This is a genomic window from Flavobacterium hydrocarbonoxydans (genome assembly GCF_009789235.1).
Classification (GTDB): domain Bacteria; phylum Bacteroidota; class Bacteroidia; order Flavobacteriales; family Flavobacteriaceae; genus Flavobacterium; species Flavobacterium hydrocarbonoxydans.
This window is the reverse complement of the sequence record NZ_WSTB01000013.1, coordinates 22257-43745: the sequence shown is the minus strand read 5'-3', so window position 1 is coordinate 43745 and position 21489 is coordinate 22257. Positions and strand designations below refer to the sequence as shown.

The 21489-nt window shown below is 34.7% G+C and carries 22 protein-coding genes and 1 tRNA gene; 7 read left to right on the top strand and 16 right to left on the bottom strand.

All coding sequences use genetic code 11. The features are described from left to right. Nucleotides 1-2: 2 nt before the first annotated feature. Nucleotides 3-1337 carry a tRNA (N(6)-L-threonylcarbamoyladenosine(37)-C(2))-methylthiotransferase MtaB gene (mtaB, locus tag GON26_RS18825; protein WP_160376320.1) on the bottom strand — a complete coding sequence of 445 codons (1335 nt, stop codon included), beginning with the start codon at nt 1335-1337 and terminating at the stop codon, nt 3-5. Nucleotides 1338-2196: 859 nt separating this feature from the next. On the opposite strand from mtaB, the gene GON26_RS18820 reads away from it, so the two are divergent. Next, nucleotides 2197-2715, top strand: a complete 519-nt coding sequence (locus GON26_RS18820; RefSeq protein ID WP_160376319.1) for a hypothetical protein — start codon at nt 2197-2199, stop codon at nt 2713-2715. Between the two features lie 174 nt (nt 2716-2889). On the opposite strand, the gene GON26_RS18815 is transcribed toward GON26_RS18820, so the two are convergent. From GON26_RS18815 to hisS, 12 genes are all read right to left on the bottom strand, one after another. After that, nucleotides 2890-3420: a GNAT family N-acetyltransferase gene (locus GON26_RS18815; RefSeq protein ID WP_160376318.1), complete on the bottom strand. Its 531-nt coding sequence runs from the start codon at nt 3418-3420 to the stop codon at nt 2890-2892. Between the two features lie 2 nt (nt 3421-3422). Further along, nucleotides 3423-4226 carry a Cof-type HAD-IIB family hydrolase gene (locus GON26_RS18810; protein ID WP_160376317.1) on the bottom strand — a complete coding sequence of 268 codons (804 nt, stop codon included), beginning with the start codon at nt 4224-4226 and terminating at the stop codon, nt 3423-3425. Nucleotides 4227-4238: 12 nt separating this feature from the next. Next, complete coding sequence (locus GON26_RS18805) at nt 4239-4481, bottom strand: hypothetical protein (RefSeq protein WP_160376316.1); 243 nt, start codon at nt 4479-4481, stop codon at nt 4239-4241. A 73-nt stretch (nt 4482-4554) separates the two neighbouring features. Further along, nucleotides 4555-4773, bottom strand: a complete 219-nt coding sequence (locus GON26_RS18800; RefSeq protein ID WP_160376315.1) for a putative signal transducing protein — start codon at nt 4771-4773, stop codon at nt 4555-4557. A 40-nt stretch (nt 4774-4813) separates the two neighbouring features. Further along, nucleotides 4814-5479: a DEAD/DEAH box helicase gene (locus GON26_RS18795; RefSeq protein WP_160376314.1), complete on the bottom strand. Its 666-nt coding sequence runs from the start codon at nt 5477-5479 to the stop codon at nt 4814-4816. A gap of 46 nt (nt 5480-5525) precedes the next feature. Then, nucleotides 5526-6689, bottom strand: a complete 1164-nt coding sequence (locus GON26_RS18790; RefSeq protein ID WP_160376313.1) for a sigma-54-dependent transcriptional regulator — start codon at nt 6687-6689, stop codon at nt 5526-5528. Nucleotides 6690-6804: 115 nt separating this feature from the next. After that, nucleotides 6805-8121 carry an ABC transporter permease gene (locus GON26_RS18785; protein WP_160376312.1) on the bottom strand — a complete coding sequence of 439 codons (1317 nt, stop codon included), beginning with the start codon at nt 8119-8121 and terminating at the stop codon, nt 6805-6807. A gap of 77 nt (nt 8122-8198) precedes the next feature. Next, nucleotides 8199-9128, bottom strand: coding sequence for an ABC transporter ATP-binding protein (locus GON26_RS18780; protein ID WP_160376311.1), 930 nt, complete (start codon nt 9126-9128; stop codon nt 8199-8201). A 163-nt stretch (nt 9129-9291) separates the two neighbouring features. Beyond that, nucleotides 9292-10407: a molecular chaperone DnaJ gene (gene dnaJ, locus GON26_RS18775; RefSeq protein WP_160376310.1), complete on the bottom strand. Its 1116-nt coding sequence runs from the start codon at nt 10405-10407 to the stop codon at nt 9292-9294. Nucleotides 10408-10449: 42 nt separating this feature from the next. Continuing rightward, entirely contained in the window at nt 10450-11028 is a 579-nt protein-coding gene (locus GON26_RS18770; protein ID WP_160376309.1) for a nucleotide exchange factor GrpE, read from the bottom strand. Between the two features lie 447 nt (nt 11029-11475). Further along, nucleotides 11476-11546: transfer RNA gene (locus GON26_RS18765), tRNA-Trp, on the bottom strand. Between the two features lie 257 nt (nt 11547-11803). Further along, nucleotides 11804-13228 carry a histidine--tRNA ligase gene (gene hisS / locus GON26_RS18760; protein WP_160376308.1) on the bottom strand — a complete coding sequence of 475 codons (1425 nt, stop codon included), beginning with the start codon at nt 13226-13228 and terminating at the stop codon, nt 11804-11806. A gap of 156 nt (nt 13229-13384) precedes the next feature. On the opposite strand from hisS, the gene GON26_RS18755 reads away from it, so the two are divergent. After that, entirely contained in the window at nt 13385-14629 is a 1245-nt protein-coding gene (locus tag GON26_RS18755) for an ABC transporter permease (protein WP_160376307.1), read from the top strand. A 301-nt stretch (nt 14630-14930) separates the two neighbouring features. On the opposite strand, the gene prmC is transcribed toward GON26_RS18755, so the two are convergent. Both prmC and GON26_RS18745 read right to left on the bottom strand, forming a co-directional pair. Beyond that, nucleotides 14931-15788, bottom strand: a complete 858-nt coding sequence (prmC, locus tag GON26_RS18750) for a peptide chain release factor N(5)-glutamine methyltransferase (protein ID WP_160376306.1) — start codon at nt 15786-15788, stop codon at nt 14931-14933. 79 nt (nt 15789-15867) lie between these two features. Beyond that, nucleotides 15868-16353 carry a GNAT family N-acetyltransferase gene (locus GON26_RS18745; RefSeq protein ID WP_160376305.1) on the bottom strand — a complete coding sequence of 162 codons (486 nt, stop codon included), beginning with the start codon at nt 16351-16353 and terminating at the stop codon, nt 15868-15870. A gap of 96 nt (nt 16354-16449) precedes the next feature. Here GON26_RS18745 and ribD point away from each other — a divergent pair, with 96 nt between their 5' ends. The 4 genes from ribD to GON26_RS18725 all read left to right on the top strand — a co-directional run bounded on the left by ribD (nt 16450) and on the right by GON26_RS18725 (nt 19434). Then, the gene (gene ribD, locus GON26_RS18740; protein ID WP_160376304.1) at nt 16450-17499 is read left to right on the top strand and encodes a bifunctional diaminohydroxyphosphoribosylaminopyrimidine deaminase/5-amino-6-(5-phosphoribosylamino)uracil reductase RibD; all 1050 of its coding nucleotides are present in this window, start codon (nt 16450-16452) and stop codon (nt 17497-17499) included. Further along, entirely contained in the window at nt 17492-18094 is a 603-nt protein-coding gene (locus GON26_RS18735; RefSeq protein WP_160376303.1) for an HAD family hydrolase, read from the top strand. The genes ribD and GON26_RS18735 overlap by 8 nt, the downstream gene beginning before the upstream one ends. 119 nt (nt 18095-18213) lie before the next feature. Continuing rightward, nucleotides 18214-18657 carry a hypothetical protein gene (locus tag GON26_RS18730; RefSeq protein WP_160376302.1) on the top strand — a complete coding sequence of 148 codons (444 nt, stop codon included), beginning with the start codon at nt 18214-18216 and terminating at the stop codon, nt 18655-18657. 144 nt (nt 18658-18801) lie between these two features. Beyond that, on the top strand, nt 18802-19434 hold the full coding sequence (locus tag GON26_RS18725; RefSeq protein ID WP_160376301.1) for an IMPACT family protein: 633 nt from the start codon (nt 18802-18804) through the stop codon (nt 19432-19434). A 31-nt stretch (nt 19435-19465) separates the two neighbouring features. Here the strand turns inward: GON26_RS18725 and GON26_RS18720 are convergent, their stop codons facing one another. Continuing rightward, nucleotides 19466-19870: an acyl-CoA thioesterase gene (locus GON26_RS18720; protein ID WP_160376300.1), complete on the bottom strand. Its 405-nt coding sequence runs from the start codon at nt 19868-19870 to the stop codon at nt 19466-19468. Between the two features lie 187 nt (nt 19871-20057). Between GON26_RS18720 and dnaA the strand changes: the two genes are divergently transcribed. Further along, on the top strand, nt 20058-21485 hold the full coding sequence (gene dnaA / locus GON26_RS18715; RefSeq protein ID WP_072973220.1) for a chromosomal replication initiator protein DnaA: 1428 nt from the start codon (nt 20058-20060) through the stop codon (nt 21483-21485). Nucleotides 21486-21489: the final 4 nt, after the last annotated feature.

The following is a 21489-nucleotide window of genomic DNA, read 5'->3' as shown; positions in this document are numbered from 1 at the left end:
TTTTAGGCTTCCACCAATTTATGAATAAACTCCAAACGAACGCTTCCGTCTTCGTCTATTTTTGTGAGCTTAATATCTTGTAAAGTATTCACTAATTCAGGATTCCAGGGTGTTTTTACTTTTACGTAATTTTCGGTAAAACCGTGAATGTACCCTTCTTTATTTTCACTTTCGAACAAAACTGTTCTGTTGCTTCCTAATTGGCTTTCGTAAAAAGCACGACGTTTTTTAACGGATAAACCACGTAACATTTTACTACGTTTTGCTCTCACATTTGCAGGAACAACTCCTGGCATATCTGCGGCTTCTGTATTATCTCTTTCAGAATAGGTAAAAACGTGCAGGTACGAAATATCCATTTCGTTTAGGAAATGATAGGTTTCTAAAAAATGCTCATCGGTTTCACCAGGAAAACCAACAATCACATCGACACCTATACAAGCGTGCGGCATCACTTCGCGAATTTTATTCACGCGTTCGGTATATACTTCACGTAAGTAACGACGTTTCATGGCTTTCAGAATGTCATTACTTCCTGATTGTAACGGAATATGAAAATGCGGAACGAAAGTGCGGCTTTGAGATACAAATTCGATCGTTTCGTTTTTAAGCAAATTTGGTTCGATTGAGGAAATTCGCAAACGCTCGATTCCTTCTACTTTATCCAGAGCTTGCACTAAGTCTAAAAAAGTATGTTCGTGTTTTTTGTTTCCGAATTCGCCTTTTCCGTAATCACCAATGTTTACTCCGGTCAGTACAATTTCTCTAATATTTTGAGCCGAAATTTCTTTGGCATTTTGCAACACGTTTTCTAGCGCATCACTTCTGGAAATTCCTCTAGCTAATGGAATGGTACAATACGTACATTTGTAATCGCAGCCATCCTGAACTTTTAAGAAAGCTCGGGTACGATCGCCTATTGAATAACTTCCTACATAAAAATCGGCTTCGGCAATTTCGCATGAATGTACTTCACCCATGTCATTTTTGCTTAGATCGTTGATATAATCGGTAATTTTAAATTTTTCGGTAGCACCCAAAACCAAATCAACACCATCTACAGCCGCTAATTCTTCTGGTTTTAACTGAGCGTAACAACCTATTGCTGCGACAAAAGCTTTGTCGTTGAGTTTCATTGCTTTTTTGACAACCTGCTTAAATTGTTTATCCGCATTTTCGGTTACTGAGCAGGTATTGATGACATAGATGTCGGCTACTTCTTCGAAATCGACGCGGTCAAAACCTTCGTCATTAAAGTTTCTGGCGATTGTAGAGGTTTCTGAAAAATTCAGTTTACAACCCAGTGTATAAAAGGCAACTTTCTTTTTATTTTCCATAATGTGTCTTAAACTAATGAAATCGTTGTCAAAAAATTTAAGGTTGCAAATTTACGAACAATATTTTTGAAAATAAAATCAATAATTATTTAAAAATCAATTGATTGCAATATTTTATTTTTTAATTTATTGAAATGAAAGCTTTTAAAAAGAATATCATCCTTTTTTAGTTTTAAAAAATGTTTAAAAGAAGCCAATTGTTTGAGCCTAGCCCCGGTTGAGGCGATATCTCCCGATTTAGAAAAACAAGGCTTTTTCAGCCGTAGTTTTTGTTAATCGGGAATAAAGCCGAAGACGGGAACCCTGATTAAAAGAAGCCGGTTGTGATGCTCCTAATTAGATTCAAACCTGTTAACCAATTCGGGATTAAGCAAATTTTCAATTATTTTTTAATAAGATTAAGTAGGGTAAAGAAAAATAGTAAACTAAATATTTCAAAAATTGAGGATAAAACATATTTTTTAAGTTGATGAAAATTAACCAAATAGATTATTTTGAAAATTTGATTCTAAAAAAAGAAAAAAAATCTCGATAAGTTCTTTGTTTACGCCAATTTTAAACTTAAATTCACATTTCCAAAACAGATTTTAATTTTTGAATGTGTTTATACCAAAACGCAGGAGGATTTTATTGAAAAAAAATAAAAAAATATTAATTTAGAAAACAACTCATTATTAGTCGTTTAATTTTTAGTCTTACCCTATTTTATTAAAACTTAAAAATTAATTGCTTTATAAATGAAATTTGAAATAACATTTCTCCTTTTATAGCGTTTACTGATTTGTTTTGTATTTGAAGATTTAATAAAATGGGTAAGCCGAAAACCATACAGAGTAGGCAAATTTAAAATTTTAACTATATGAAAGCATTTTTCCCCACGATTTGCTTAATGCTATTAACGATTTTCTCTGCAGAAGCTCAAACTCCTGCTCCGGTTACAAATACTTTTCCATCCATCAGTACACTTACTACATGGGCGAGTTATAACAATCAAACTCAGTTTGATATTGCTATTCGTTCAGTTGGTTTTAAATTTGAGGTTAAAGAGCCGGGAGAGGCTTCAACTGCTTACACCTACATTAGAAAAGTAACGGTTAATGAAGTAAATTACACGGACAGAATTGTGTACAGAATCACGAACAACAACTCTGCAAGTATTATTTCGCTTGTAACAGCATCTACAGATTTAGTAAGTTTGTACACGCCGCAGTTGTCAACTTTTAAAAACAACAATTGCAAAACAGAGATGTCTAAAGACAAAAACACGACTTGTACTTGCTACGAAAGTGCTAATTTTGCTATTGATCTTTGTGATGAACGCGTAAAACTGACAATGGGTGACGGAAATAAATATTTTGTTTCTGTAGCTAAAAAATAAGCCCAATCTACTTATAAGAAAAGCTCAAGTGTGAGCAGTGTTTCCCAAATCTTTACACCCAAAATCCTGAACAATTACTACCTACTAAATTTGTTATAGGTGATTAAAAAAGGCTGTAAAGGTCTGGGACACTTTCTTATTTATCCAAAAAAAAATCCAATTATTACAATTGGATTATATATTTTTCGGATTTTTTATTTCGTACCAGACTTCGGTTTCGTCTTCGTACTCAAAGGTATTGATAAACTGCAATCCCAGTTTTTCTAAAATTTTTCTTGAATTTGCATTTCCTTCATCTGCATAAGCATATACTGCATCTACTTTCATTTCGTTGAAAGCGTGATTTATAAAAGCTTTTCCTGCTTCGGTAGCGTATCCTTTTCCCCAGTGTTTTTCATTGAAACGATACCCAATTTCATAAAAATCCTGATGGTTATTTATTTCTTTTGTAATAAACTTTATTCCGGACCAGCCAATAAATTCACCTGTTTCTTTTAAGACTACCGCCCAACGGCCTGTTCCAAAAGCTGCGTATTGCTCTTGAATAAGTCTGATATATTCATAGACTTCGTCAATATGTTTTAAAGGCTTTTTACCAACAAAAATATGAACGTTTGGATTGGATTCCATTTCGAACATTAGTTCGGCATCAGAATCAACTAATTCTCTTAAAATCAAACGGTCTGTTTCGATTGTTTTTTTCATCGTTAATTTAAAATATAACGCTGCACTACCTCAGCTACGCCATCATTATTATTTGATGCCACAATTATATTAGCTCTGTCACGCAATTCAGGCGTTACATTGTCAACCCAAACTCCTAAACCAGCGTATTCAATCATGGTCAGGTCATTTCCAGCATTTCCTACTGCGATGATTTCGCTTTGCTGAATGTTTAATCTTTCGGCTAGAAATTTTAAACTGGCTGCTTTGTCAATTCCGTTTTGGGCAACTTCTAAGAAAAAAGGCTTAGACATCGAAACACTCAGATGTGGCATTGCTGCTTTTAAATCATTTTCTAATTCTTTTAGATAAGATGGTTCCTGCAGTAAAATACATTTTACTGCAGGCCTGTTAACAGTCTCTTTAAAACTAGCCACTTTATTGTGAGGCATTTTGGTAATTTCTTTCTCGATTTCTATAAACTCCGAGTCGGTTTCGCTTATGATGGCACCGTCAAGATACGTGATAATATCAGTGTTTCTACTAAGGCTATAATCGTACAATTCGTGAATCTGCTTTTCTGTTAGCTTTTGCTCAAACAAAATTTCGTCATCTTTTACGCTGCTGACGATAGCACCATTAAACGAAAGCATGTATGAATTATTTAAGTCTAATTCCAGTTCTTTTGCATAAGCAGTCATTGCCGAAGTTGGCCTACCTGAAGCCAGAACTACATAAACGCCTTTTGCCTGAGCTTCAAGAAGTACTTTTTTATTTAAATCTGAAATTTTATGATCGTCTGTCAACAAGGTGTCATCCATGTCGAGTACCAGCATTTTGTATTGCATTGTTTTTCTAAATTAATTCCACCTTGAGCTTCCCTGAAATTCTGTGTAATGAGTATATTTAAAAGTATTTTTCTCCAATAAGTAAAGTTCTCCAAAATATAAACCTAAAACATAAAATGAATTTGAATTTTCATTCTTACTAATTTGAATCTCAAAATTATTTTTAATTATAATATTTTGCGATGCAGAAATTGGATCACCAACATAAACTCCTGTTTCATATTCAAATAAATTATTTGCAAGTCGCTTTTCCATGAATAGAATTCTATCCAAAATCAGTGTCAGCAAAATAATTATTATCAAAATGAAGCTTTTTCTCATTTTTCTTTTAAATACTCATTCTGAAATCTTCAATAACCGGATTTGCTTTTGCAAAATCTGTTTCCTGAATAAAGATTTCAACAGCCAAGTCCGAACCGCCATAACCAGCCGCTCTGGCCGATTGAATATTGTCTTTTTTTACTGTTTCTACTCCTGCCTGTTCTAGTCTTTCTTGTAAACCAAGCGCTAAAACTTCACTTCCTGAAAACACTTTCATCAATCCCATGACATTATAATTTTATTGTTTAAATTCATTTCAAAACCGATTATTCTTCCTCTTCGATCAAACCTTCTTCTTCGTCAAGTTCATCTTCTCCTTCTTCATCCAAATCAAATATGTAAGGTTCTAATAGCATTTTATCCGCCAAAATCTCGATACGTTCTGTATAATCTTCAGCAAAAATAATGCGCTGTGTTTTGGCAATACTGTTCGAAATGCGCATGATTTTAGTCTCGTGACGCAATTTCAAAATTGGATCGGCATCATCCAAAATAAACATTTTCAATCGGTTTACATTATACCCTGCGGTGGTAAACATATCACTCAATTTATTTGGCGTTCCGATTAGAACATCAATTCCTGTCGAAATGTAGTTTTTATCATAGTCCATATCACCTTTATCATGTACGCCATACACTTCAAGGTTGGTGTATTTTCCGTATTTCTCAAAAAGCTCTGCCATCTCCAAAACCTTCGTTTTGTCTTCTACAATAATCAAAGCGCGTGGCGATTCTTCAGTTTGACCTGCCAGTTGCTGAATCACATTCAATACAATTGTAGTTGATTTTCCGCTTCCTTTTGGCGAAAGCACAATACAATCGACACCACTTTTTATAGTCGAAAAAGTCTCTTTTTGCAATAAATTAGGCTCCGTTAAGCCGTTCTCAATTAAGGCGTCCTGTAGTTTTTCGTTTATTTTTTTTAGTTTCATATACTAATTTTAGATTTATGATTTTAGAATTCAGATTCTAAAATTATTATTTGCTTGCAAACATTTTCACATCGTTTTCAGAAATCTCACTTCCTCCCAAAATAATCAATCTTTCGACTACATTTCGGAGTTCACGAATATTTCCTGTCCAATCGTATTCCTGCAATAATTTTATGGCTTGGGCCGAAAATACTTTGATTGCATTCCCTTGTTCCGAAGCAATTTTCTCAGTAAAGTGATTGATCAGGGCCGGAATATCATCACGTCTTTCATTCAATGGCGGCACTTTTATCAAAATCACAGCCAATCGATGGTACAAATCTTCACGAAAACGCCCTTCGGCAATTTCGGTTTTTAAATCTTTGTTGGTCGCTGCCACTACGCGAACATCCACTTTTATATCTTTTTCAGCTCCTACTCTAGTAATCATACTTTCCTGCAAGGCTCTTAATACTTTGGCTTGCGCCGAAAGACTCATATCCCCAATTTCATCCAGAAAAATAGTTCCTTTATCAGCTGCTTCAAACTTTCCGGCACGATCTTTCACTGCCGATGTAAAAGCACCTTTTACATGACCGAACAATTCGCTTTCGATCAATTCACTCGGAATTGCAGCACAGTTTACTTCAATCAAAGGAAAATTAGCACGCTCGCTTTTTTCATGTAATTGATGCGCTACCAATTCTTTTCCGGTTCCGTTGGGTCCCGTAATCAAAACCCTGGCTTCGGTTTGCGCAACTTTATCAATCATTAATTTAATATGACTGATAGCTTCGCTTTCGCCTACCATTTCGTAGTTTTTGCTTACTTTTTTCTTTAAAATTTTATTCTCAACTACCAGTTGTTTTTTATCTAAAGCATTTCGAACCGTATTCAGTAAACGATTCAAATCCGGTGGTTTCGAGATATAATCAAAAGCACCCAAACGCATGGTTTGAATCGCTGTTTCCATATCGCCGTGACCGGAAATCATGACCATCGGAATCTCAGGTTTGATTTTTTTTACTTCTTCTAAAACCTCAACACCGTCTAATTTTGGCATTTTGATGTCGCACAAAACCAAATCGTAATCGTTGTTTTTTATTTTCTCAAGACCAATCGCGCCATCTTCAGCTTCATCAACCTGATACGTATCATTTTCTTCTGATAAGATTTTTACCAAAACTCTTCTGATAGCTGCTTCGTCTTCTATAATTAGTATTTTACTCATTCTTTTTTAAAGGTACTAAGGTTCTGAGTTGCTAAGGCTCTAAGGTTTTTTATTTATTTACCAAGAAACTAAAAACTTAGCGTCTCAGAACCTTAGTGACTTAGCAGCTTTAAAATTAATATTTAAGCCATTTATACAATTCTTTCCAGGTTGGTTTTTTGCCGTACATTAAAATACCTACGCGGTAAATTTTTGCAGCAAACCAAACCACAAGGAAAAAAGTAGCAAACAATAATGATACCGAAATTGCGATTTGCCACCAAGGCACTCCAAAAGGTAAACGCATCAGCATTACGATTGGCGACGTAAGTGGAATCATCGAAAATACTACAGCTACAGTTCCGTGAGGATCGTTTACAACAGTAAAAAAACCAATATAAACGCTCAAAATCAAGGGCATAATAATCGGTAATAAAAATTGCTGTGAATCGGTTTGATTGTCAACAGCAGCACCAATTGCGGCATAAAACGAACTGTATAAAAAATAGCCTCCGATGAAATAAACTATAAAACCAACCAGAATACTAGCGATTGGCAGATTCCATAATTCGGCAATATACATTTGCGCCGTTCCCGAAAATTCTTGTTGTGCAGCCTGCATTAATTCTGGTGAAATTCTGGCTGTTGGTCCAACATTCACTCCAAAAAATGCTGAAGCGGCGAACATCAAACTCAATCCAATAACCGCCCAAATGGTAAATTGTAATAATCCCGCAAGCGAAGTTCCAATGATTTTACCAATCATTAGCTGAAAAGGTTTTACCGATGAAATAATGATTTCGATAATTCTATTGGTTTTTTCTTCGATTACACTTCGCATTACCATGTTTCCGTAAATGATGATGAACATCATAATCAAATAACCAAAAGCACCGCCAATACCAATTTTAATTTCGTTCAACCCTTTTAAACTCTCTTCTCCAGATGATTTTGCCAAATGAATATTAACATTTGCCTGGGCTTTTTGAATGGCTGTTGTATCTAATTTTGCTTTTTCAAGATTGATTTTTGTAATTTTTGAAGCAATAACATCCTGCGTATTTTCGATAAAAACAATACTCGGACTATTGTTCGAAATAAACTCGACTTTGCTTTCTAACTCTTTTAAATTAGTAGTTTTTGGAATAATAATTAAACCGCTAAAATTTTCTTTAGTAATACTATCTTTCAGTGATTTGGTGTCAATTTCTGATAAATTCAGGTATTTGAACTCGCCCTCTTTTTTATTCTGTTTTACAAAATCATTCGCAAAAAAACCAGTTTCATCGTGAATTGCAATTCGCTTGGTATCTGCTTTCATCGAACTCAAATATCCAATAAATCCAGCAATTGCAACAAACAATAACGGGCTCAGAAAAGTCATGACAACAAAAGATTTATTGCGGACTTTGGCAATAAATTCTCTTTTTATAATCAACGAAATGATGCTCATAAATATATTAATTTTCAAATTCCAAATTCCAATTGTATCGCTCTAAAATTGGAATTTGGAATTTAATTTTTGGAATTTTAATTTTTATTTTCAGTAACCGTTTGGATAAAGATATCGTTTACACTTGGTATTTTCTCTACAAAATGAGTCACTTGTCCTCGTTGTGTCAAAAGATGTAATAATTCATTTGGTGTAGCATCGCCTATCTGAATATTTAATTTCAAATCATCATTTAACGATTTAAAATTAGCCGGCGAAACAGTAAATTTCTGCGTAATATCATACATCAAGCCTTCCACATTATTGGTAAGAATTCCAACTTCGAAACTATTGGTTTTAAACTGACGCTTTACATCACTCAGTTTCCCTTCAATCAGTTTATTCGATTTATGGATTAAAGTAATATGATCACAAAGTTCTTCCACACTTTCCATACGGTGTGTCGAAAAGATAATAGTTGCACCTTGCTCTTTCAATGCCAGAATTTCATCTTTAATCACATTCGCATTCACAGGATCAAAGCCAGAAAAAGGTTCATCAAAAATTAGTAATTTAGGCTTGTGCAATACACAAACCACAAACTGTATTTTCTGCGCCATTCCTTTCGAAAGCTCCTGAATCTTCTTATTCCACCAACCCTGAATTCCTAAACGCTCAAACCAATATTCCAGTTGTATCTTCGCTTCAGCTTTCGACAATCCTTTCATTTGCGCCAAATACAAACATTGCTCACCCACTTTCATCGAAGTATATAAACCTCTTTCTTCCGGAAGATACCCAATAGTTTGCACGTGTTTGGGCTGTAATTTTTCTCCATCCAAAATTATTTCGCCGCTATCTGGCAAAGTAATCTGATTGATGATTCGAATTAGGGAAGTTTTACCAGCTCCATTAGGCCCTAAAAGACCGTAAATACTGCCTTTTGGCACATTTAATGAAACTTCGTTAAGCGCGACATAATCACCGTATTGTTTTACGACTTTATGTACTTCGAGTAAGTTGCTCATGCTATTTTTAGGATTTTCTGCGTCAAATTGACCATTTTGGTCTACGACTGTAAAAGTAAATAATTCGTATCGAAACTAGGCACTATTACACAAAAAACCCATCCAAAATTTACTTTATGGATGGGTTTTAAAATTTATTTTGACATTTTAGAAAAAGTTTTCCTTACGAAAACATATCTTTTACTTTTTCAAAAAATGATTTTTCTGATTTTTCAGGACTCGGAATAAAATGTTCGTCGGTTAAAGCATTTTCAAAAAATTGTTTCTGCTCTTTATTCAGCGTTTTTGGTGTCCAGACATTTACATGAACTAGTAAATCTCCGCTTCCGTAACCGTTGATACTTGGAATACCTTTTCCTTTTAATCTCAGGATTTTTCCTGATTGAATTCCTTCTTCCAGTTTTATACGAACTTTTCCATTGATGGCTTCGATATCTTTCGAAACTCCCAAAACGGCTTCCGGGAAACTGATGTATAAATCATAGTGAATGTTCTCACCTTCACGTTTCAGGAATTCATGCTCTAATTCTTCAATCGCTACAATTAAATCACCTGGAACACTGTTTCCTGGCGCATCGTTTCCTTTGTTAGAAACTTTCAATTGCATACCATCCACTACTCCGGCAGGAATTTTGATTGATACCGTTTCATCTTCCAAAACCATTCCCTGCGCATCAGCTTCAGAAGGTCTTTTATCTAAAATTTGTCCAGAACCACCACAAGTTGGGCAAGTAGATGCCGATTGCATTCTTCCTAAAATGGTATTGGTTACGCGCATTACCTGTCCCTGACCGTTACAAGTCGAACACGTTTTGTACGTTACACCTTTGGCCTGAACTTTACGTTTTACTTTTACTTTTTTCTCAACACCATTTGCAATTTCTTCTAAAGTCAGTTTTACTTTAATACGAAGATTACTTCCTTTAGAACGACGAGGGCCTCCGCCACCGCCTCCACCGAAACCACCAAATCCGCCACCAAAGATGTCACCAAACTGGCTGAAAATGTCATCCATATTCATACCACCGTGACCACCGCCACCAAAACCACCTGAACCATCAAATGCCTGATGTCCGTATTGATCGTATTTAGCTTTTTTCTGTGGATCACTCAAAACCTCATAAGCTTCTGCCGCTAATTTGAAGTTTTCTTCTGCCTCTTTGTCGCCTGGATTTTTATCAGGGTGATACTTTAACGCACTTTTTCGGTACGCTTTTTTAATTTCGGCAGCATCAGCACTTTTTGAAATGCCTAGTATTTCGTAAAAATCTTTTTTCATGTTTATATTGTATTGTAGATTTAGGCCTTAAAAGCGACTAAATTACTGACCTGTAACAACTTTAGGGAAACGAATAATTTTATCTCCTAATTTGTATCCTTTTTCGATAACATCAACTATTTTACCTTTCAAATCTTCTGACGGTGCAGGGATTTGAGTAATTGCTTCAGCAAAATCTGCATTAAAAGCATCACCTGCTCTTACCTCAACTTGCTCTAAACCTTTAGAAACCAAAGCATTTTTCAGTTTTTCATGAATCAACTCTACTCCTTTTGTCAAAACTTCATCTTCAGATTTACTGATTTCTACCATTGCTCTGTCAAAATCATCTAAAACAGGAAGCATCGCAACTAAAACATCCTGACCTGCAGTTTTAAACAATTCGATACGTTCTTTTGAAGTTCTTCTTTTATAATTTTCAAATTCAGCAAACAATCTCAAGAATTTATCTTTTTCATGTGCCAAGTCTTTTGCTAATTGCTCTTCAACACTTAATTCCTCAACAATTAATTGTTCTCCATTGGCGTTATTTTCTAACGTTACATCATCTAATTCCTGATCGATTTCTGTATTTTCCGTAGTCATATTACTTTTATTTTTAAAAATATTCTTAAACTTCATTTTTATTCTTTCTTTTGGAAAGCAAAAGTACTGCCAAATCTTTTAAAATGTCAAATTGTCACTTTCTTAATTTTCATTCATTTAAAAAAATATCTTTTGAGGCTGAAAATTTAGTATAATTTTAAGACTATTACGTTTTCGTTTATCTTAAATTTGATATCAATTAAAATAATTACCACACAAAATTGAATTTAAGGGTTAGCCTCGGCTGTATAAATAATTATTAATTCAAGTTTACCTTATATTAAAAAAAGCTTCGCCGTCAGACGAAGCTTTTTTTTGCTTTTTTTGAAAATTTTACCGCAAAGCGCGCTAAGTTTTTTTATCAAACTTTATCTTTAAAAAACGCAAAATTCGCAAAGCTTTGTATTGATTTAGCTTTGCGAACTTTGTTCATTTTTTTATATTTAGATAACAATCTTTGTGTTCTCTGCGATAAAAATATTGCACGGGCGGAGGGATTCGAACCCCCATCAACGGTTTTGGAGACCGCTATTCTACCCTTGAACTACGCCCGTAACTTAAGGTCGGCAAATTAAAAGCTTTTTTTCTTTCTAACCAATTATTTCAAACAGAGATTTTAAAGAAAAACCCTTTAAAACCGCACAATCTACAGCAAAAACCTTGTCTCCAAACAGTTAACCAACAAAGTATTTTTCAATCCTGAAACTAATTTTTTCTTTCACGCAGATTATAAAAGATTTTCTTTGGATAAAAATCAAATTAAATCTGCTTTAATCTGTAAAATCTCCGTGAAAAACATTTTAGAATCAAATTATAACAAAGCATTTTTCAAACCTTCAAAATCAACTGAAACCTGCTCTCCTGTCACTAAATTTTTAAGCGAATACGAATTAGCTGCAATCTCCTGCTCCCCTGCAATCACTGCAAACGGAATCAAACGTTTATCAGCATACTGAAACTGTTTTCCAACCTTTACATTATCAGGATACAATTCTACTTTTATATTTTCTTGACGCAATTTCTGAATCGCTTTCGAAGCGTATAAAGCTTCCGCATCGCCATAATTAATAAATAATGCTTTTGATGTCGCCGCTACTGTTTCTGGAAACAATTGCAATTCTTCCACAACCAAATAAATTCGGTCTAAACCAAAAGAAATTCCAACGCCGCTCATATTTTTCAAACCAAAAATACCCGTCAAATCGTCGTATCTTCCGCCACCGCCAATAGATCCCATCGAAACGGTTTTTGGTGCCGCCACTTCAAAAATGGCTCCTGTATAATAATTTAATCCACGGGCCAAAGTCACATCCAAATCCAAAGTTGCGGTTGACAGACCTAAAGTCGCCACATTGTCACATATAAATTTCAATTCTTCTACTCCTTTCATTCCTTCTTCAGAAGAAGCTAACAAAGTCGAAAGCTGATTAATTTTATCTGCAAAAGTTCCGCTAAAGCTAAAAAGCGGCTGCACTTTCACCAACGCTTCTTCAGAAATTCCTTTTTCGATCATTTCTTTTTTTACACCGTCTTCTCCAATTTTATCCAACTTATCCAAAGCCACTGTAAAATCAATTAATTTATCCGAAGCACCAATTACTTCTGCAATTCCAGATAATATTTTTCTGTTATTGATTTTAATCGTAACACCTTCTAATCCTAAAGAAGTAAAAACAGCATCGTATAACTGAACCAATTCTACTTCCTGCCACAATGATTTGGATCCCACCACATCGGCATCACATTGAAAAAATTCTCTGTAACGTCCTCTCTGCGGGCGATCAGCTCTCCAAACAGGCTGAATTTGATATCTTTTAAAAGGAAACTCAATTTCGTTTTGGTGCTGTACCACATATCTCGCAAACGGCACCGTTAAATCGTAACGCAATGCTTTTTCGGAAATTTTTCCTGTAAATTTATTCAACTCAATTCTTTGATTCAAATCAATTGTTTCGGCAGAATTTACTTGTAGCGATTCTATAGATTCTGGTAATTCAATTTTATTTTTATTGAAGAAAAAATTACCCGAATTCAATATTTTAAAAATCAAACGATCTCCTTCTTCTCCATATTTTCCCATCAAAGTATCTGAATTTTCAAATGAAGGCGTTTCGATTGGCTGAAATCCAAATTTCTCGAAATTGCTTTTTATCGTTTGAATAATATATTGACGTTTTGACACCTCTGCTGGCGAAAAATCTCTTGTTCCTTGTGGTATGCTTGGTTTTGAAGCCATCTTTTATATTTTAGATTGTTGATTTTAGTCCCGATAGCTATCGGGATAGATTCTCTTTCATTATAATCGAGTGCAAATATCTTATATTTTAAAATAAATATCACCCCTTCGAAAACAAACTTGTAACAAAAAACGTATTTTCGTGACAAATTGTTCATGATGCTAAAATTATTTAAAGAAAATATCCGAATTGCTTTTGGTTCTATCAAAACACAATTATTACGCACCATCCTTACCGTAGTTATTATCGCTATCGGAATTACCGCCCTGGTTGCCATGCTAACCGCTGTTGCGGCAATCGAAAATCAGGTTTCTACCAATTTTGCTTCCATGGGTGCCAATACCTTCAACATTGCGCAATACGAAAATAACGTTCGAAACCGTGGCGGAAACGAGCGTGAAGTCATCAATCCTATCGTTTCCTATCCTGAAGCTGTTGCTTTCAAAAACAAATACAAATACCCTTTTACCGAAACTTCTCTGTCGTTTACAGCTACTTCTTCAGCAGAAGTAAAATATCAGGACCAAAAAACCGATCCGGAAATCTCTATTTTAGGAGTTGACGAACATTTTGTAGCCAATTCCGGTTTAGAAACCAGTTTAGGACGTTCTTTTAACCAGTTTGATGTGGACAACAATACCTATTCCTGCGTTGTAGGTTCCGATTTCGAAAAAGGCTTACTAAAAGACATTAATCCCATTGACAAAATAATTTCCATTCGTGGCGCACGTTTCAGAGTTATCGGAGTCCTAAAAGAAAAAGGTTCTACATTTGGGAACAGCCAGGATTTACGAGTTCTGATCCCGATTCAGGTGGCGCGTTCGTTGTTTACAGCACCTAATATCAATTACACCGTAAGTGTCATGGTTTCCAAAAAAGAACTTCTCGACCAGGCCATCGACAACGCTACAAGTACCATGCGAAGAGTACGCAAACTAAGTCCCGTTCGTGACAATAATTTTGGCGTTATCCGAAGCGATGATTTAATCAACCGAATCCTTAGTATTACCCAATATTTAGGCTGGGCATCCTGGGTTATCAGCATCATTACCATCCTTGGTTCTTCGATTGCTTTAATGAATATCATGATTGTTTCGGTTACAGAACGTACCCGCGAAATTGGTGTCCGTAAAGCTTTGGGGGCTAAAAAAACAACGATTGCCGTTCAGTTTTTTATCGAAACGTTACTCATTGGTCAAATTGGCGGATTTGTTGGAACAATATTAGGGCTTATTGTTGGCTTTTTAGTTTCAAGCCTAATGGATTTTGCATTTGTAATTCCGTGGGCAGCCATCTTTGCAGCCTTTGCCACAAGTTTCACAGTCGCCATTGTTTCGGGTTTATACCCAGCCATAAAAGCTTCAAAATTAGACCCTATCGAAGCGCTGCGTTACGAGTAAAATGAGGAGCAGCACATTCGTTTTTCAGTTCACGACTCGTCCCGCTATCCGTTGCAATCTTTTTTGCTGAACACCAGCAAAAAAGGATTTCCACTGCTATCGGGGCTAAATTAGAAATTTTTGTTTTTCAAAAGCCTTGCCTCCTGCAAGGTTTCCAAAACCTTGTAGGTGTAAAAATTTTCAGATTAATTCAAAAGTCTTATACACAAAGTTTTGCGTTTATTTTTTTTCTACACAAAGTTTGTCATTCCGGAGGAATCTCTACGCAAAGTTTTTAACTTTAACTAATACTATTTTATACCTACAAGGTTTTGGAAACCTTGCAGGAAAGCATGCGGTCATTCCCATAAATATCTTTTTTCAATTCGATATTTTTAAAATTCATATTCTGGAGCAAATCTTTCATTTCTTCTCCTAAATACTGATTGATTTCAAAATACAACTGCCCCTTTTTCTGGAGATTTTTTTGAGCCAGTTCGGCAATTTTTCGATAAAAAACCAAAGCATCATGATCTTCTACAAACAAAGCCAGATGCGGCTCGTAATCTAAAACATTCTTTTTGATTTCTTCTTTTTCTAAATTTCGAACATAAGGCGGATTCGAAACTATAATATCAAACTGCTCTTTTAAATCTTCTGTTTCTAAAATATTCTGAAGTAAAAAAAACACTTCAACCTCATTGCTTTCGGCATTTCTTTTCGCGGTTTCCAATGCTTTTTTAGAAACATCAATAGCATAAACCTGCGCATTCGGAAGATTTTTAGCCAGTGAAACAGCAATGCAGCCACTTCCTGTACCAATATCCAGAATTTTTATTTTTTTAGAACTCGTGTTTTCATTTATAATCCATTCCACCAATTCTTCGGTTTCCGGACGCGGAATCAAAACATTTTCATTCACTTCAAAATCCAAACCATAAAAATTGGTTTTCCCCAGTAAATACTGAATCGGAACTTCCTTTTTCAATTCGACCAAAAGCGATTCCCAAACCTTAATATCCGATTCGGTAAAAATCAATTCGTGATTCAACGCCACATCAATTTGTCTCAGTTTATGTTTGTCTTCCAAAATCAAATAGAAAAAACTCTCTGCCTCATACGGATCATAAAAAGAAGTCAGTTCCTGAATAAATTGAGTGCGGTATTGTTTAATTTTCATCTTTGTGATTAAAATATATTTTAGAGTAAAGCCTACGCAAGAGTAAGTATTCGGAAAATGAAATTTGTTACAATACTTTTTACAAATCCTTTAGCATCCAAACAGGACACGAACAATGCCCAGTACAGCCCATTGGCTCATCAAGATATTGAAAACCTGATTTTACATATAATTTCTGAGCGGCGTGCATAAACGGCATTGTTTCGATATAACATTTTTCGAAACCAAAATCCTTAGCTGCCTGCAAACATTGCTCCATCATTTTTGAGCCAATTCCCAAACCACGGGTTTTGGGCAAAAAGTACATCTTTTGCAATTCGCAAATCGCCGGATCGCCATTTTCTAAAGGTGCAATTCCGGCACAACCTACAATTTCACCCTCATTCTCCACCACAAAATAAACCGATTTTGGTTTATTGTACTCTTCAAACATCAAATCCAGATAGGGATCTTCGTAGGCCGTACCCACTTTCGGAATTTCCATTTCATCAAAAACAGCACGTATTAATTTTGCAACAGACTGATTGTCTTCTTTTTTAATTGTTCTGATTACCCAATTTTCCATAAAATGTAATTCATATAGTATAAGTACAAAAGTAAAATAAGTTTTTCGATAGTTAGTAAACGAAATCATAAACTCAAAAATAACTACTTTTGTACTGTGAATATACATGAAAAATATATCAGACGCTGCATCGAACTTGCCAAAAATGGTTTTGGAACAACGTATCCAAACCCAATGGTGGGAAGCGTAATTGTTTATAATGACGAAATCATTGGCGAAGGCTGGCACAAGAAAGCCGGCGGCCCTCATGCCGAAGTAAACGCTGTAGCTTCTGTAAAAGATAAATCACTACTTAAAAAAGCGACTATATATGTAAGTCTGGAACCTTGCAGTCATTTTGGAAAAACGCCTCCGTGTTGCGATTTGATTATTTCGAATGAAATTCCGAATGTAGTCGTGGGAACCGTTGACCCAAACGAAAAAGTCGCCGGAAACGGAATCAGGAAACTTATTGCTGCAGGAGTGAATGTCGTCGTAGGTGTTTTAGAAGAGGAATGTAACGAACTTAATAAACGCTTTTTTACTTTTCATCAAAAAAAGCGTCCTTATATTATATTGAAGTGGGCCGAAACACAAAATGGTTTTATTGCTCCTGAAAAAGCAGCAAACCAGGAACGAAAACCAGTTTGGATTACCAATCAATATTCAAGACAATTGGTTCATAAATGGCGCAGCGAAGAGCAGGCAATTTTGGTTGGCACACAAACAGTGATTGACGATAATCCAAAATTGAATACGCGCGATTGGTCTGGAAACAATCCTGTGCGAGTAGTTTTGGATCAAAATAATCGTATCGAAAAAGATAGTTTTATATTGGATGACAGTGTCAAAACGATAGTCTTTACAAAATCGAAAACTGCTGTTGACAAAGAAAATACTACCTTTGAAGTACTTGATTTTGAGAAAAATATAATTCCGCAAATTCTTGAAGTTTTGCATCAAAATCAAATACAATCTATTATTATCGAAGGCGGTTCTAAAACATTACAATCTTTTATTGACCAAAATATTTGGGATGAAGCACGTATTTTTATCGGAAAAACAACTTTCGAAAAAGGAACAAAAGCACCCCAATTATCTAGAAAGAATTTAGAAAAAACATTCATCGGAAACGACGAACTTATACTAATTAGAAATCATGATTGATACTATCATTTTTGACTTTGGAGATATTTTTATCAATTTGGATAAACAAGCGACTATTTCGGGATTGCAAAAATTAGGCTTAACCGAATGGAACGCAGAATTAGACAAACTGAATCTTTTATATGAAACAGGCGATGTTACCAAAGAAGAATTTCTAGCCGGTTTTCAGAAACAATTACCAAACGCTACTATCGAAGAAATTCTGGAAGCCTGGAATGCAATTTTGGCTGACTTCCCCTTATATAGATTAGAATTTCTTCAAATGCTTTCTAAAAAATACCGTTTGTTTTTATTAAGTAATACGGATGCCATTCATATAGAAACTTTCGAAAACAAATCTGGAATTTCTTTTTACAGCGATTTTTATCAATGTTTCGAAAAAGTGTATTTTTCTTTCGAAATCGGAATGCGCAAACCGAACGCCGAAGTTTTTCAGTATTTAATTAACAAACATGAGCTTTCGCCAAAACGCACTTTATTTGTAGATGATAAAAAAGAAAACACAGATTCTGCCGCTGCGTTGGGTTTCCATGTTTGGAATTTACAAGTCGGTCAGGAAGATGTTGTCGATTTATTTGAAAAACAAATATTGTAAATAGAGATTTGATTAAAATTAACCGCAAAGTGCGCTAAGGTTTTTTATCAAACTTTATGATCAGAAAACGCAAAGTTCGCAAAGCTTTGAGTTGGCAGTAACTTTATAGGAAACTTAAAATGAAAAAAATATTTACTACAATTTTTATCCTTTCATTATTTTGCAGTTGTTCAAATTTAAAACAGAATAACAAACCTTGTATTGATAAAATTTCATATTTAGAAGAGAAATTAATTCATCCAACTATCCTTCCACCTGCAATTCAATTTGTAATCAGAGATTTTAAAAAAATAATTGCCAATAAAATCAAAACCGAAAAGCTTAAATCAATTATTATTTCTTCAAACACAAACGAAATCAAAATTGTAATTCCATTTAATCAAGAAATTGGATTTACTGCTCAATTTTTAAAAAACGACGAGATCCAACTTACCGCAATTACATATAGATTTAAAGATACAATTCATAATCCTAAAAAGCATGAAATTGAAGATAAATTAAATATAAGTAATATAGATTTTGTATTCGGAAATGAACCTTTAAGAATGCAAAAGTGTAAATAAACAAAAAAAAGCTACTACTATCAGCCGTTAATTCTAGCTTTGCGAACTCTTTACGTTTCTAAAGACATTTAAAGAAAAAAAATCTTAGCGCACTTTGCGTTAAAATCAACGCAGCAATAAAAAACATAACTAAGAAATTTACTTTTGGAACATAACGATACCTATCAAACCATCGCATTTGCATCAGAAGAAATTTTGATGAAAGAAAAAGGAAGTAAGTTCTTTGGCTATGCTTTTCCTATAGAAAGCGAAGACGAAGTAAAACCCATTATCGAAAACCTAAAAAAACAACATCCGCATGCGGTACATTTTTGTTATGCGTATCAATTGGGCGTTGCACCAAAAGTGTCTTATCGCGCCAATGATGACGGAGAACCCAATAATACAGCCGGGGCTCCAATTTACGGACAGATACAATCTTTTGGACTTACGAACGTTATTGTTGTAGTGGTTCGGATTTTTGGTGGTGTAAAATTAGGAGTTGGCGGATTGATTTCGGCTTACAAAACAACTGCACAAATGACTTTAGAAGTTTGCGAAGTGATTGAAAAAACCATCGACGAGCAATTTTTAGTTTCCTTTGATTATAAAAACATGAACAAAGTTATGCGTGTTATCAAAGAGAAAAAGCTCGAAATTGTCGCTCAGGAAATGGAAATCGATGAAGATTCCGGATTGCCAATTGGCAAAATCATCATCAAAACACGAAAAAAAAATGCCGAAATGGTATTCGACATTTTTGATTTAATGTTTGAAATCGACATTAAAATTATGTAATTTAACAGAAATTCACGCCTCATTTTAACAATTATTCAAGCGTTTTAAATAATTCTAAAATATAATCCGGAGGAGCTGTTGGACGACCTGTTTTTAACGAAATAAATACCAATATAAATGCAGCCGTTGTTAATAACTCATTTGATTCGTTAAAGATGGCACAGTCAAATTCAATCTTAACAGACGAATGACTTTTGAAGGTAGTATGAATAGTAAGAAGTTCATCATAACGCGCAGATTTTTTATAATTTATGGTCATAGAAACAATTGGCAAACCAATACCGCTTTCTTCCATGCTTTTATAAGAAATCCCTTTGTTTCTAAGCCATTCAACGCGGCCAATTTCAAAATAAGGAATATAATTTCCGTGATAAACGACTCCCATTTGATCCGTTTCGGAGTAGCGAACGCGAACTTGCGTCTGATGATTTTTCATTATATATAGATTAAAAAAAATTATACTTTTAAAGCTCCCTTACAACAATATTTTATAAAATTACACACCAAAATATTTTTTTTTAAAGAAATTTGTTCACATATTTGTTATCCCGAAATTCGGAATAAAATTGCTCCACTTTTATTAGGAGAATCTTTATCAATAATAAAAAAATTTATTTGAATCTATGACTAAAACTGCTCAATCGGTATGGGAAAACTGTTTGTCCTTCATAAAAGACAATATTCAAGATCAAGCATACAAAACTTGGTTTGAACCAATCAAGTCAGTTGAGCTAACCGACAACGCGTTATACATTCAGGTACCAAGTAAATTTTTCTACGAATGGCTAGAAGAACACTACGTTAAATTATTGAAAGTTGCGCTTACCAAAGAACTGGGAAAAAACGCAAAGTTACTCTATAAAATTAAAATGGAAAACACTTATGGCAATAAACAACCGTTTACGGAACAATTGCCAAGTGCCAACCGAGTGCCAATGAAACCGCAAGAGGTTGACGCTCCGTTTAAAAACTTAAATCCTGAACTTAAAAATCCGTTTGTAATTCCTGGAATTCGAAATCTTAAAATTGAGTCGCAATTAAACGCGAACTACAGTTTTGATAATTTCCTTGAAGGAGATTCTAACCGTCTGGCCCGTTCTGCAGGTATGGCTGTTGCCAATAAACCTGGAGGAACATCCTTTAATCCATTATTGATTTTTGGTGGCGTTGGTTTAGGAAAAACCCACTTGGCACATGCTATTGGTGTTGAAGTAAAAGACAAATATCCTGAAAAAACGGTTTTATATATTTCTGCCGAAATTTTCACACAACAATATATTGACTCTGTAAAAAAGAACAATCGTAATGATTTCATTCATTTTTATCAGTTAATCGACGTTTTGATTATTGATGACGTTCAGTTTTTATCTGGAAAATCAGGAACTCAGGACGTGTTTTTCCACATTTTCAACTATTTGCACCAAAACGGAAAACAGGTTATCCTAACCTCTGACAAAGCTCCTGTTGATATGCAGGATATTGAACAGCGTTTGTTGTCCCGTTTTAAATGGGGATTATCTGCTGAGTTACATCAGCCGGATTATGAAACCAGAATTTCGATCTTAAAAAACATTTTATATCGTGATGGTGTTGAAATGCCAGAAGACATTATCGAATATGTTGCCCGCAATATCAAAACGAATGTTAGAGAATTAGAAGGCGCCATTATTTCGTTGATTGCGCAGTCTTCTTTCAATAAAAAAGAAGTTACGATTGAATTGGCGAAAAGCGTTGTAGAAAAATTTGTTAAAAATGTAAAAAGAGAAATCTCAATCGATTATATTCAAAAAATCGTTTCAGATTATTTTCAATTGGATATTGAAACACTGCAGTCTAAAACTAGAAAAAGGCATGTGGTTCAGGCAAGACAATTGGCTATGTTTTTTGCGAAGAAGTTCACTAAAGCTTCTTTGGCAAATATTGGTTCTCAAATTGGAGATCGCGACCACGCCACCGTATTACACGCATGTAAAACAGTCGATAATTTAGTTTCAACAGACAAACAATTCAAGAAATTTGTCGAAGACATCAACAAAAAACTAACGCTATAAACGC

Bases quoted from the DNA above. Each gene is read 5' to 3' on its own strand.
- GON26_RS18735 (WP_160376303.1), top strand. From the start codon at position 17,492: ATGATTGATACTATCATTTTTGACTTTGGAGATATTTTTATCAATTTG.
- GON26_RS18770 (WP_160376309.1), bottom strand. From the start codon at position 11,028: ATGAAGTTTAAGAATATTTTTAAAAATAAAAGTAATATGACTACGGAA.
- GON26_RS18820 (WP_160376319.1), top strand. From the start codon at position 2,197: ATGAAAGCATTTTTCCCCACGATTTGCTTAATGCTATTAACGATTTTC.
- GON26_RS18805 (WP_160376316.1), bottom strand. From the start codon at position 4,481: ATGGAAAAGCGACTTGCAAATAATTTATTTGAATATGAAACAGGAGTT.
- prmC (WP_160376306.1), bottom strand. From the start codon at position 15,788: ATGAAAATTAAACAATACCGCACTCAATTTATTCAGGAACTGACTTCT.
- dnaJ (WP_160376310.1), bottom strand. From the start codon at position 10,407: ATGAAAAAAGATTTTTACGAAATACTAGGCATTTCAAAAAGTGCTGAT.
- GON26_RS18790 (WP_160376313.1), bottom strand. From the start codon at position 6,689: ATGAGTAAAATACTAATTATAGAAGACGAAGCAGCTATCAGAAGAGTT.
- GON26_RS18815 (WP_160376318.1), bottom strand. From the start codon at position 3,420: ATGAAAAAAACAATCGAAACAGACCGTTTGATTTTAAGAGAATTAGTT.
- GON26_RS18755 (WP_160376307.1), top strand. From the start codon at position 13,385: ATGATGCTAAAATTATTTAAAGAAAATATCCGAATTGCTTTTGGTTCT.
- GON26_RS18800 (WP_160376315.1), bottom strand. From the start codon at position 4,773: ATGGGATTGATGAAAGTGTTTTCAGGAAGTGAAGTTTTAGCGCTTGGT.
- GON26_RS18795 (WP_160376314.1), bottom strand. From the start codon at position 5,479: ATGAAACTAAAAAAAATAAACGAAAAACTACAGGACGCCTTAATTGAG.
- GON26_RS18780 (WP_160376311.1), bottom strand. From the start codon at position 9,128: ATGAGCAACTTACTCGAAGTACATAAAGTCGTAAAACAATACGGTGAT.
- hisS (WP_160376308.1), bottom strand. From the start codon at position 13,228: ATGGCTTCAAAACCAAGCATACCACAAGGAACAAGAGATTTTTCGCCA.
- GON26_RS18785 (WP_160376312.1), bottom strand. From the start codon at position 8,121: ATGAGCATCATTTCGTTGATTATAAAAAGAGAATTTATTGCCAAAGTC.
- GON26_RS18745 (WP_160376305.1), bottom strand. From the start codon at position 16,353: ATGGAAAATTGGGTAATCAGAACAATTAAAAAAGAAGACAATCAGTCT.
- GON26_RS18720 (WP_160376300.1), bottom strand. From the start codon at position 19,870: ATGAAAAATCATCAGACGCAAGTTCGCGTTCGCTACTCCGAAACGGAT.
- mtaB (WP_160376320.1), bottom strand. From the start codon at position 1,337: ATGGAAAATAAAAAGAAAGTTGCCTTTTATACACTGGGTTGTAAACTG.
- dnaA (WP_072973220.1), top strand. From the start codon at position 20,058: ATGACTAAAACTGCTCAATCGGTATGGGAAAACTGTTTGTCCTTCATA.
- GON26_RS18810 (WP_160376317.1), bottom strand. From the start codon at position 4,226: ATGCAATACAAAATGCTGGTACTCGACATGGATGACACCTTGTTGACA.
- GON26_RS18730 (WP_160376302.1), top strand. From the start codon at position 18,214: ATGAAAAAAATATTTACTACAATTTTTATCCTTTCATTATTTTGCAGT.